This is a genomic window from Hydrogenophaga sp. (genome assembly GCF_035481345.1).
GTDB lineage: Bacteria > Pseudomonadota > Gammaproteobacteria > Burkholderiales > Burkholderiaceae_C > Hydrogenophaga.
In genome coordinates, this window is sequence record NZ_DATIGV010000017.1 from 1 (window position 1) to 11,721 (window position 11,721).

An 11,721-nucleotide genomic window follows, 5' to 3' on the forward strand; every position below is an offset into this window, starting at 1 on the left:
GCTGGGGTGACATGAACACCACCCTGGGTGGCACAAGCGCGTCGGATCTGGCCGATGCCTTGTGGTAATCTGCCACAAATTGCCACGCATACCATGTCCTCGAATTCCATCCGCATCGGCACGGCGCTCTTCGACAGCGCCCGCGAAGAAGGCGCACTGATGTCGCGTTCCGCGGCCCAGCAGATCGAGCACTGGGCCCGCATGGGCGCCGCACTGGAAGCCAGCGGTCTGACGGTGGCCCAGGCCGCCTCGCTGCTGAAGAGCCAGGCCGAGGCCGGTGATGCGAAGCTCTGGGCGTTCAAGCGCGAGCGGCAACGGGCGGACCTGGCACACGCCCGCTCGGGCCGCATCACCCAGGACCAATTGAGCTGGTTCTCCGGCGGCAAGGCCCGCAAGCTCAAGCTCATCAACTCGCCGTACTGAAGCGGCCATGGCCACCCGGCCTGTTCTGCCCTCGCCAGAGGCGCCCCTGGATGGAGCCACCATCGATCGGTTCCTGTCCAACATGGGGACGGAGATGGTGCTGGTAGGCGGTCAGGCCCTGGGTTTCTGGATGAGCCGCTTCGGCATCGAGCCGGATGGCGTGGCCATTTCGAACGACGGCGATGCGCTTGGCAAAGTGGCCCATGCCATCGAACTGGCCCAGGCCTTGAAGGCGCGCATCGAACTGCCAGAGAAGACCAGCCGCACCGCCATCGTCGCGCAACTGCGTTTGCCCGGGCCAGACGGGCAGGTGCGCAACTTCGACGTGCTGCACCTGCTCTACACCGTGGCCGGCTTGAAGAAGTCCTCGGCGTTCACCCGGCGGGTCATCGACGACAGCGTCGAGGTGGAGTGGCGGCCGGGCCGCTTCATCCGGGTCATGGATCCGTTCGACGTGCTGGAGTCCCGGGCACAGAACGCCGTGGGCCTGCTGGATGAGAAAGGGCCCCATGTCCTCACCCAGGCGGCGTGGGCGGTCGACGTGGCGCGTGCGGCCTTGCTGCGTTTGGCGGTCCACCCGGGATCGTCGGATCGACTGGGCACCCGGATCCAGCGCGTCTACACATTGGCGCGCAGCCAGGTGGGCCGACGCCTTCTCTCGGAGCATGGCATCGAATTGCTCGATGCCGTGGACCTGGATGCCTTGCGGCCCATCGCGCCCCTCCATGCACAGCAGTTGGACGCTGTCCAGAAGGCCATGGCCGCGCGCCGCATCAAAGCGTCCGCCGATGGACCATGAGGCCCAGGTAGACCAGGCCCGCCGCCAGCATGGCGTGTGCCCAGAACATCACCGCGCCCAGGGCCGCGCCCCACCCACCCCATGCCAGACCCCAAGCCAGCACCAGCGTGAGCGCGCCCAGCGCGCGCCAGGCCAGGCCCGCCGTGCGCCGCAGGGGCCGGCCCAGCAGTTCGTGCTGGTGGCGTGCCATGCCCAGGGCCAGCGCCGAGAAACCGATCGCGCACAGGCCCGACAGCAGCAGGTGCATCACGCGCCACGCTCCGGTTCATGCGGCCCTTCGCGCACCTGTCCCCGCGGACGGCGCGCGCGCCAGGCCATCGCGCCCAGGCCCAGCGCCAGCGCCGCGCACGCCAGGTCCATGCCGGCGAAGACCGCGTCGCCACTGGCCAGGCTGCGCCACAAGGGCCGCGGCGTGGTGAGCGCATTGAGCAGCGGCAGCGCGCCCAACAGCAGCGCGCCCACCCCCCACAGCAGCGGCCAGGCGCGCGCGGGCCGCAGCAGGCACGCCACGGCCAGGGCCAGCGCCCAGGCGGCGAAGAAGGCCTGGATCTCGGCCTCGGGCCGCAACGGCAGGTGCGGCGGCAGCAGGCGGTTGGCCCACAGGTAGGCCGCGCTGGCCAGCGGCAGCCCGGCGACCACGGCCACGTTGATGCGCCCCACCGCGCCCGCCGCGCCGCCCGGCCCGCGCGCCGCCGTCCACAGCACCAGCCCCGTGCCCACCATGGCCGTGCCGGCCAGCCCGAGCACGAAGCAGATGGCCTGCAGCACGGGATCGGCGAAACGCCCGAGGTGCAGCGCGTACAGCCCACCCAGCACCGCCGCTGGCGCGCCCACCGGCTCGCTCTCACGCAGCAGCGCGCCGGTGGTGCCATCGAACACCAGGAATTCGCGCTGGTGTGTGACCCGCCCGGCAGGCCCGCGCACCACCAGCACGTGCGCGGCGGCGTCGCACGGGTGGTGCACCACCACGCGGTCGATGCCCTGCGCGCCCCAGCGCGCCTGCGCCTGCCGCACCAGCGGCGCCAGTGCGGCCAATGGCGCGGCCTGGCCGCTGGGCGCACCGGCCGGCCAGGTGGCCACCGTTTCGGCCGCGATGGCCGCGCGGCGCTCGCCCGTGCCGTCGAACGCGGCCAGCGCGCCCCAGGGCATGTACTGAAAGCCCAGGATCACCAGGCCGCTGTAGACGATCATGAAGTGAAAGGGCAGCGGCAGCACCGACAGCGCGTTGTGTGCGTCCAGCCAACTGCGCCGCCCCTTGCCGGCGCGGAAGGTGAAAAAGTCGGCGAACAGCTTCTTGTGCACCACCACGCCGCTGACCATGGCCACCAGCGCCAGCAGCGAGGCAATGCCCACGATCCAGCGGCCCCACTGGTAGGGGATGTGGTGCAACTGGTAGTGGAAGCGGTAGAAGAACTCGCCGCCGGCGGTGGCGCGGGCGGCGCGCGGCTCGCCCGTGGCGCTGTGGAAGGCCAACTGGCCCGCGCCGGCCGGGCCGCTCCAGTAGGCGACCGGCGTGAGGCGGCGCACGTCGGGCAACTCGATGCTCCAGCGCGTGGCGCCGGGGGCGGCGCTGGTCAGGTGCGCGGCGATGCGATCGCTCAGCGCGGCCACGTCCACCTCGCGGGCCTGCGGCGGCGCTTCGGCTTGCATCCAGGCCGTGAGCTCTTCGCGGTAGAAGGCCAGGCTGCCGGTCCAGAACACGGCGTACAGCACCCAGGCGGCGAGCAGGCCGGCCCAGGTGTGCAGCCAGGTCACGCGCGGGCGCACGCCGCCGCGTGCGCCGGCCCTGGCCGCGAACACCCCCACCGCCACGGCGGTGGCGACGGCGAAGCTGGCCAGCATGCCCGCGACCACGCCGTCGATGGCGCGCCAAGGCAGCGCCAGGCCCGCCACGCTGGCCAGCGCGGCCAGGCCATAGCCGCCCAGCGCGGCCATGGCCACGCGGGCGGCCCAGGCGCGCCGCGCCTTACGCAGCACCTTCAGGGCTCACCTCAGCGCTCACCTTCACGGCCGTCGTCGCGGGCACACGTTCAGAAGCGGTAGCTGGCGCCCAGGCGCAGCGTGCGCTCGGGGCTGCGGTAGCAGAACGTGGTGTCGCAGTCGATCAGCTTCTGCGTGTCGAACAGGTTGTCGACGTTGAAGGAGTAGCGCCAGGCGCCCACGTCCAGCCCGAGGGCGGCGTCCACCAGGGTCAGGCTCGGGTTGCGCAGGTCGGCGTTGCCGAAATCCTGCCCCGAGCGGGCCTTGCCCACGTAGCGCACGCCCAGCGCGGCAAAAGCCGGCTGCTCGCCGAAGGCGGTGAACTCGTACTTGCCCCACACGCTGGCGTTGTGGCGCGGCACCGCCATGGGCGTGAGGCCCTGGTCGCCGTTGTTGCTGCGCGTGATGCGCGAGTCCAGGTGGGTGTACTGGCCGATCACGCTCAGGCCCTTGGCCACGCGCGCGCGCAGCTCCAGTTCCAGGCCCCGGGCCTCGATCTCGCCCGTCTGCTGGAACACGCCGGCCATGCCGGGCACCGAGGTCTTCACGTTCTCGCGCGTCAGGTCGAACACCGAGGCGATGAAGCTGAAGGCCTCGCCCGCGGGCTGGTAGCGCACGCCGGCCTCCAGTTGCTTGCCGCGCGAGGGCTCGAGCGAGCGGCCCGCCACGTCCAGCCCGGTCTCCGGCGCGAAGGAGGTGGCGTAGCTCACATACGGCGCCCAGCCGTTGTCGAACAGGTGCACCACGCCGATCCGGCCGGTGGTGTCGCTGGTGGACAGGTCGGCGGTGGGCGTGACCACGCCGTTGAGCAGGTTGATGCGGCGGCTGGACTGGTCGGCCTTGTCGTGGCGCAGGCCGGCGGTGAGCACCCAGCGGTTCCACTTGAGCTGGTCCTGCAGATAGAAGCCGAGCTGCTTGCTGGGCGACTCGTCTTCGAAGGGCGCCGCGTGCGGCGCCAGGGGCTGCGGCGCGTACACCGGGTTGAACAGGTCCAGGTCGGGCATCACCGCGTTGGCGTTGCGGCGCGTGAAGCTCAGTTTGGAGCGCGAGTAGTCAACGCCCAGCAGGGCCGTGTGGGCCACGGCGCCGGTGCTGAAGTTGGCCTGGGCGTGCGTGTCCACGGTGACGCCGCGCCACTCGGCCACGCGCGGCGAGACGGCGCGCCCGATGTGGCGACCGTCGGCGCGCAGGCCGAGGTTGAACACGTCCGTGCCCTCACGGTCGAGGTCGCCGTAGCGCAGGTTCTGGCGCAGTTGCCAGGTGTCGTTGAATCGGTGCTCGAGCTCGTAGCCGACGGTGGTGTTGGTGCGCTTCCAGCGGTTGTCCAGGCCGCCGATGTTCACGGACGGATCGGGTTGGCCCAGCGCGCCGGGATTGCGCAACTGGTTGCCCCAGGCGTAGGACTGGTCGTCCTCCTGGTAGCTGGCGAGCAGCGTGAACGTGGTGGCCGCGCTGGGTTGCCAGGTGAGCGATGGCGCCAGGTACACGCGGTCGTCGCGGTCGTGGTCCAGGCGCGTGTCGGCGCGGCGCACCAGGCCGACAAGGCGGTAGCTCAGGCTGCCCGATTCACCGATGGCACCCCCGACGTCGGCCTTGAGGGTCTTGCGGTCGTAGCTGCCGTATTCGACGCCGATTTCGCGCACCGGCTCGGTGGTGGGGCGCTTGCTCACGGCGTTGATGACGCCGCCGGGCGCCACCTGTCCGTACAGGACCGAGGCCGGGCCGCGCAGCACCTCGATGCGCTCCATGCCATAGGGCTCGATCGACCCCATGGCCGCCGTGCTGGGGTTCTGCAGACCGTCAAGGAACACGCTGGCGCTTTCCAGGGCGAATCCGCGCACCAGCGACATCTGGTCCGAGGCCCAGGGCTTGGAGTTGGACGTGACGCCCGCCGTGTAGCGCAGGGTCTCGTCCAGCGTGGTGGCCTTGCGGTCGCCGATCTCCTCAGCGGTGATGACCGAGATCGACTGCGGTGTCTCGATCAGCGGCGTGTCCGTCTTGGTGGCCGTGGCCGAGCGGCGCGCGACGTAACCCGCCACCGGGCCCTTGGCCTGCTCGCTGAAGGCAGCACCCGTGACGGTGACCGTGGGCAGCGTGGCCTGGCCGGTGGCCGGGCGCGGCGCCGGGGCCTGCGCAGCGGGCGCCTGCGCCACCAGCACGTAGCCCGCCGGTGTGCGGCCCAGTTGCAGGCCACTGCCCTGCAGCAGGCGCTGGAAGCCCTCCTCCACCGTCACCGTGCCCTGAAGGCCGGGGCTGGTCTTGCCGCGCACCTGGGCCGCGTCCACCACCAGGGCGGCGCCTGCTTGCAAGGCGAAGCGGTTCAGGGCCTCGCCCAGGGGGCCGGCGGGCACATCGGCCCGCACGGTGGCGGCGGACGGCGCGGTCTGCGCCAGTGCCGCCACGGTGCCGGTGGCCAGCATGGCGGCACAGGCCAGGTGAACGGCCAGCGCCAGCGGGCGGGCGGGTTTCAGCGCGTTGAGGGCGCGCGGGCGGCGCAGGGCTTGGGGGTCTTGCATCGGGGTGTTCCTTGGGTGGTCGGTCAGCGGCGGCGCCGCGGTCGGCGCGTTCGCCGCCTTCATCCCCATTGACGAACGGCGCCGCGAAAGCGGAACCACTCACCCGAAAAAAAAGCGATGACGCTCAGGCCCGGCGATAGGCCAGCACCTTGAGGCCCCGCTCCGGCGACACGTCCGGGAACGTCACCGGGTTGGCCACGCGCTCCACGAACGCCAGCTCGGGCGCGTTCGACTCGATGGCTTCGCGCAGGAAGCCCACGCCCAGCTCGGGCGCGTTCAGGCACACCAGCGCGTGGCCGCCCGGGGCCAGCAGCGCCGGCAGGCGGCGGGCCAGGCGGGCCCAGTCCTTGGTGGCCACGAAGCTGCCCTTCTGGAAACTGGGCGGGTCGCAGATGACCAGCTCGTACGGTCCACCGCGCGTGAGCTTGCCCCAGGAGTTGAAGATGTCGTGCGCCAGGAAGCGCGCGCCGGCTTTCAGGCCATTGAGTTCGTGGTTGGCGCGGCCCGTGACCAGCGCACCCGAGGCCATGTCCACGTTGACCACCTCGCGGGCCCCGGCCTGCAGCGCGACGACCGAGAAGGCGCAGCTGTAGGCGAACAGGTTCAGCACCGTGTCGCCGCGCTGCACGTGTTCTCGCACCCAGCGCCGGCCCTCGGCCATGTCAAGGAACAGGCCGTGGTTCTGGCCGCGCAGCAGGTGCACGAGGTAGCGCGCGCCCGCCTCCGTGACGACGTGCGGCTCGGGCAGTGGCCCGACCATCAGCCGCGTGCCGGCGCCTTCGCCGCGGCACTGGTAGACCCAGCACAGCGGCGCGTCCGAGAGCTCGCGCCAGCGCGCGGCCAGCGCCTCGCCGATGGCGGCCAGCGCGGCCTCGTCCAGGGGCTGGAACGAGGTCAACAGCAGCGCGGGTGGGAAGGCGTCCAGCGCCAGGTGTTCGCAGCCGGGGTGCAGACCGCCCCGGCCATGAAAGATGCGCCGGGCGTCGCTGGGGCTGGAGGAAAGGGCCATCGTGGCGATGGCATCGAACAGGGCTTGCATGGGGCGGCATTCTGCGGGTCGGGTCCCCTCGGGCCAGAATGCCGCCATGAATTTCCAGACCATCCTCGACGACATCCACGCCGAGCTGCGCCCGCGCCTGGGCCAGGGCGGCCAGGTGGCCCGCTACATCCCCGCGCTGGCGCGCGTGTCGCCGCACCAGTTCGGCATTGCCCTGCGCACCTGCGCGGGCGAGGTGGCGCAGGCCGGTGACAGCGCCGTGCCCTTCTCCATCCAGAGCATCTCCAAGGTGTTCTCGCTGACGCTGGCGATCCGCGCGCAGGGCGAGGCGCTGTGGCACCGCATCGGCCGCGAGCCCTCGGGCAGCCCGTTCAACTCGCTGGTGCAACTGGAGACCGAGCGCGGCATCCCGCGCAACCCCTTCATCAACGCCGGGGCCATCGCCGTGGCGGACCGGCTGGTCTCGCTGGGCGACGGCAAGGCCGAGCTGCTGGCGCTGCTGGCCCGGCTGTGCGGCGAAGCGGTGCACATCGACGACGAGGTCGCGCGCTCCGAGGCCGAGACGGGTTTTCGCAACGCGGCGCTGGCCAACTTCATGAAGGGCTTCGGCACGCTCGACAACGACGTGGCCACCGTGCTGGACGTGTACTTCAACCAGTGCGCCATCGCCATGAGCTGCGAGCAGATGGCCTGCGCGGCCGGCTACCTGTGCCGCGACGGCCGCCACCCGCTGGCCGGCGTGCCGCTGCTCAGCGAGGCGCAGACGCGCCGCGTGAACGCGCTGATGCTGACCTGCGGCACCTACGACGCGGCCGGCGAATTCGCCTTTCGCATCGGCCTGCCCTGCAAGAGCGGCGTGGGCGGCGGCATCGTGGCCGTGGTGCCGGACCAGCTCACGCTGTGCGTGTGGTCGCCCGCGCTGGACGAGACGGGCAACTCCTGGCTGGGACGGCAGGCGCTGGAGCTGTTCGTGACGAAGACGGGGCTGTCCGTTTTCTGAGGAATCGGGTGATGCGCCCTGGAAATCCAATACCCGTGATCACATCCCTTCACACTGGGCATCGTGGATATTTGCCCCGAACCATCGCTCTGAGTGGCTCAGACATTTAAAGAGCCTCCACATCACCTTCAGGTTGGTGTGCGCGTCTGCGCCATGAACCGCCCCGGGGCGGTTCATGGCTGCGATCAAGAGGGCGGCGAGATGGCGGCAATGCGGGACGCGAAGCGGCTCGCGTGCTTCTGCTCAGACCTCGGGTGTTGCGGTTGCCCAGTGCCGGGACGGCGTGGCCACGGAATCAATAAACGTCGTTACTCCTCGTCACCCAAATATTCAAAGCAAGGCCGTTCGTGACGAGGTCGCCCGCAGCACGGACAACGAGGAACGGGAGGGCGGTGGCGACGCATCAGTTCAATCCAAAGATGCAATGTAGGCTCAAACACGTTCGCATTTATCTGGCTCCGAGGAACCCAATCGTCAAACCTTCCCATGCCACCCAGTGGAACGCTGCAAAAATGCATAGTCGCCTCGCTAGAGTTTCCGGCGCGCAAACTCGCAAGGCATGCGCGAATCGAAGAAACGTATGAGTCATCACGCCCATCGATCTCGCAAATTTGCAATAGCTGTTTGGTGACCTCAATCTCCTTCGACAAATCAATTTTCGAAGACCCCTCAACTGGGGTGTTGTCAGAATTCTTTGGGACGCTCATGGGGAATTCTTGCGTAGATCTTTGCTGATGGTATCGGGCCTGGGCTGCTGCACCGCATCTGCCTTATCGCTGGGGTGGCGCGACGGTTGATTGAACCGATCTGCAACATATTTCGGCACATTAATCGACTGCATGCTCATGGCATCACCGTCACAAGATAACCTTGCTTAGCAAGCTCCGCAACTGGCATTTTTGCGCCATTGAATGTCTCATATTGAATTCTCATTCCAGATTGACCAAACCAAGGCATTGATCGACTTTCTTCGACCTTGAACGGCTTGACGACAATGTACTCGTCGCCGCCGACGTCGGCTGTGACCTGTGATGCAGTTCTACTGGAGCATGTCCAAGAGTAAATTCCAATCTATTTGTCGCTCTCCTTTTGACGCCAACCATACGAAGTATTTGGCCGCCATGTGCCCATCCTTGAATATGGCTATTGCGCTTCGAGTCCCGCGTTCCTTGGCGTATATGTAGAACTTGCCTTCATGCAGTTCGATGCCATAGGGCTCCACGTCATTCGTTGATCGAATTTCTCCGCCATTGATCTCCCAATCTGGCCAAGAAACGTCCTTCAGGGCGCTCTCAATCAGCAAGAAAATGCGCCGATGACTTGCATCTAAAGCTCCTGGCTTTTTGCTGGGGTACGTCAAAGTTTTGTTGAACTCATCCGCAAAATAGTCTGGAACATCAATTGATTTTGTCATTTTGATATTTTCTCCAAATAGCCTTCGAGTACCAACTTTTCAATTGTCAGTTGTGTGCCTGCTGTCGTTTCGTACTGCAACCCCATCCCCCTCCTTGCCAAACCACGGCATCACCCGGCTTTCCTCAACTGCAAATGGCTTCTTGACAACGTAGATGTCATGCAGCGCCGTGTTGGTGGTATTCGAAAGCGCTCGCTGGTCGAGTGGGGTACTTGCCGGAGCCAAGAAACTCGATTTATCGCTCGTTCCCCCATATCGATCCAGCCGCTGTCCCACCTTGAGTTCCACGATCTGCTCAGTCCCCGGCACCTTGCCATTCTCCGGCGGCCACCACGTCTTGCCATCTGCGGTCTTCCACCCCGCGTGCTCAGCCTTGACGATCTCCTGCGCCACTTGGCTGAACCGCGCGTCATCAGTATGGATGGCGACTTCGCGCATGCGTGCCGCGATGGTCTCGGCTTCTTTCGCGACAGCGACCTGAGCCTCGATGCGCCGAATGGTTGCTGTGTAGCCCGCCTGCCCGAGTTTCGCCGTCACCACCGTGCCGACCGTGCCGATGGCCAGCGCATCCACCAGCGCTTCGCCCCGAACTTGGGGGTCTTCACTGGCAAGGCGCTGCTGCAACTCCGTCGGCAGACCCGCAATCCCTTGCGCCAGCGCCACGGCCGTGTCGGTCAATCCCAGGTTCAACAGTGCAGTTGTCAGCTCGTAGGCCATGACGCCCGAGCCAGTGACCAATCCCGCAGGGGTGGCTTTGGCCAACCCCTTTCCGACACCGACCAGATAGTTGGCCTGCTCCCGGCACGCCGACGTGGCGCATTGAATCTTGTCCAGACCGCGGCGAATGATGAGCTGCGCATTGGTCTCCATGTTCAGGATCAAGCTGACGTCGTCGGGCTTGATCCCTTTGTCCAACAGACCTTCGATCGCGGCGTACCCGGCGCGGTACTCCACCTTCAGGTGGTCGCAGTTGCCAGTCGTCTTGCAGTTGAGCAATTCGATGTCATTGGCCACGCTCGTGCGGTAGGCCTCGTCAAACGCCTTGTCTCGACAGACTTGACTGTCACCACAGGCCTTGAGCCAGGCTTCAAGCCTTTCGACGTCTGCGTGCTTCAGATAGTTGTTCACCGTCGCCGTGACCGTCACATTGGCCGCATCGAAGGCCGAGCCCAGCAGCACCGAGCCCGCCGCCATCAGCGCCTTGAACTCCGCGCTCTTCGGGTCGAGGCCCTGGCCCTGCAGGTACTCGGCCAGCACCGGCGTCAACTGCTCGTTGAGCATCGCCGCCGTCATCGCCTTGGCCGGGTCGGTGCCGGCCACTTCGGCCTGGATCAACCCGGCCATGCCGTGCAGCGCGGTCTTCTGCCAACTGCCGTCGGGCCAGCCCTGCTGCTGCGCCACATCGCCAATGGCGTTGGTCATTACCGCACCGACGTAGTTGGCCGCGATCTGGTTCTGGCGCGCTTCGGCCTGGTGGGCCTTGAGTTCTTGCGCCTGCTTAGAGGTTCATTCGTCAGCGCTTTGGATCGCAAGGCGCAAAGGCTCCAATGACGCCACGTTCATTAGCTTCTCGATTGAACATTGAGGTGGCCATTCCTCAAATACCAATCGATACCGCCCACCCTGCCACGAAAATTCGTACCAATGGGCATCGACCACCCCGCCCCTCGTTATTGACTCGACATCGTATGCGCCTACTCCTCGTAGGAGCCTTCCCGCCAAGTCGGGAAAGCTGTGCCAATTTGCTTTACACACAAGCTCGAGATATTCCACTCCCGTGGGGTAGTGATGAATGAATGACTTCATCGCATTCCTCCAAATCCAAAATCTGCGCCTCCCGGCCTCGCGGAAGACTCAATAATCTGAAGCCAAGACTTCCCCTGCCCCCTGAGCTGTTCCACAGACGGCCCCAAGGGATTGCCGTAGTTCAGCATGTTTCGAGCCTCCGCCTTCTCTACAAAGTCTTGCGGCGAGATATCCCTGAAATCGACCTTCAGTTGATTGCGCTGTGCGTGCGCCCACCGCGCGACCTCTTCCTCTGATTTGCCAGACGCCAGCATTTTCAATGCGCTCTCCCTGAGGTTCGTTGCGGCGCTTTCATAGCCCATGCGTCGAATGTCGTAAGGTAGCCCATCGCGATAGAACCCATTCGCAATAGTCTGACTGTCAATTTTGGTCAGGGCTTGGAGCGCATCCAAGCCAGCCGTGCCGCCGCTCGTCACCAAGCGAATGCCGAGCTTGCCCAGATCGAGCACCGCCTTGGCATCAAGCAGCCAAGTCTCGGGGTACACACCCTCGAGGCCTTGTGCCTTAGCCTGCGCAGCTGTCCAGTAATCATTGAGCGTGCCGTAGTCCGGACACGCACTCGGCGCCGTGCAGCCGAGACTTGCCATCTGCTGCTGGATGAAGTTGCTGACTTCGTTGCAAGCAGCCCCCTCGCAGGCAATCACCGCATTGGCCAGCAGCCGGTCACTGAGTTCGTCCTTGTACTTCAGCGCCGCGGCAGTGGCGCACTGCTGACCCGAGGTTTTGCATGCCTTATCGGCCTTGTTGTAGGTCACGCGTTCCTGGTGACTCAGATAGTTGTTCACC

At 66.6% G+C, this 11,721-nt stretch carries 10 protein-coding genes and 1 pseudogene; 3 read left to right on the forward strand and 8 right to left on the reverse strand.

The features are described 5' to 3' along the window. Positions 1–93 precede the first annotated feature (93 nt). Together VLG41_RS01035 and VLG41_RS01040 are read left to right on the forward strand one after the other, a co-directional pair. Positions 94–423, forward strand: a complete 330-nt coding sequence (locus VLG41_RS01035) for a TA system antitoxin ParD family protein (protein WP_291021727.1) — start codon at positions 94–96, stop codon at positions 421–423. Positions 424–430: 7 nt separating this feature from the next. After that, positions 431–1,222 (forward strand): hypothetical protein, encoded by a 792-nt coding sequence (locus VLG41_RS01040; RefSeq protein ID WP_325347543.1) that lies wholly within the window; start codon positions 431–433, stop codon positions 1,220–1,222. Here VLG41_RS01040 and VLG41_RS01045 read toward each other — a convergent pair. From VLG41_RS01045 to VLG41_RS01060, 4 genes are all read right to left on the reverse strand, one after another. Further along, a complete protein-coding gene (locus tag VLG41_RS01045; protein ID WP_325347550.1) occupies positions 1,197–1,469 on the reverse strand; it encodes a DUF3325 domain-containing protein in 273 nt (90 codons plus the stop codon). The genes VLG41_RS01040 and VLG41_RS01045 overlap by 26 nt on opposite strands. After that, positions 1,469–3,199 carry a PepSY-associated TM helix domain-containing protein gene (locus VLG41_RS01050; protein ID WP_325347544.1) on the reverse strand — a complete coding sequence of 577 codons (1,731 nt, stop codon included), beginning with the start codon at positions 3,197–3,199 and terminating at the stop codon, positions 1,469–1,471. Before VLG41_RS01050 ends, VLG41_RS01045 begins: the two co-directional genes overlap by 1 nt. A 53-nt stretch (positions 3,200–3,252) precedes the next feature. After that, positions 3,253–5,718 carry a TonB-dependent siderophore receptor gene (locus tag VLG41_RS01055; RefSeq protein ID WP_325347545.1) on the reverse strand — a complete coding sequence of 822 codons (2,466 nt, stop codon included), beginning with the start codon at positions 5,716–5,718 and terminating at the stop codon, positions 3,253–3,255. 124 nt (positions 5,719–5,842) lie between these two features. Next, the gene (locus VLG41_RS01060) at positions 5,843–6,757 is read right to left on the reverse strand and encodes a class I SAM-dependent methyltransferase (protein WP_325347546.1); all 915 of its coding nucleotides are present in this window, start codon (positions 6,755–6,757) and stop codon (positions 5,843–5,845) included. A gap of 46 nt (positions 6,758–6,803) precedes the next feature. Between VLG41_RS01060 and VLG41_RS01065 the strand changes: the two genes are divergently transcribed. After that, positions 6,804–7,715: a glutaminase gene (locus tag VLG41_RS01065; protein WP_325347547.1), complete on the forward strand. Its 912-nt coding sequence runs from the start codon at positions 6,804–6,806 to the stop codon at positions 7,713–7,715. Between the two features lie 843 nt (positions 7,716–8,558). Here the strand turns inward: VLG41_RS01065 and VLG41_RS22820 are convergent. The 4 genes and pseudogenes from VLG41_RS22820 to VLG41_RS01080 all read right to left on the reverse strand — a co-directional run. Then, entirely contained in the window at positions 8,559–8,786 is a 228-nt protein-coding gene (locus VLG41_RS22820; protein ID WP_414652408.1) for a glycohydrolase toxin TNT-related protein, read from the reverse strand. Then, a complete protein-coding gene (locus tag VLG41_RS01070; RefSeq protein ID WP_325347548.1) occupies positions 8,755–9,129 on the reverse strand; it encodes a hypothetical protein in 375 nt (124 codons plus the stop codon). Before VLG41_RS01070 ends, VLG41_RS22820 begins: the two co-directional genes overlap by 32 nt. A gap of 39 nt (positions 9,130–9,168) precedes the next feature. Beyond that, positions 9,169–10,551: a TNT domain-containing protein gene (locus VLG41_RS01075; RefSeq protein WP_325347549.1), complete on the reverse strand. Its 1,383-nt coding sequence runs from the start codon at positions 10,549–10,551 to the stop codon at positions 9,169–9,171. A gap of 380 nt (positions 10,552–10,931) precedes the next feature. Continuing rightward, a pseudogene (locus tag VLG41_RS01080) lies at positions 10,932–11,721 on the reverse strand (hypothetical protein); the annotation flags it as partial.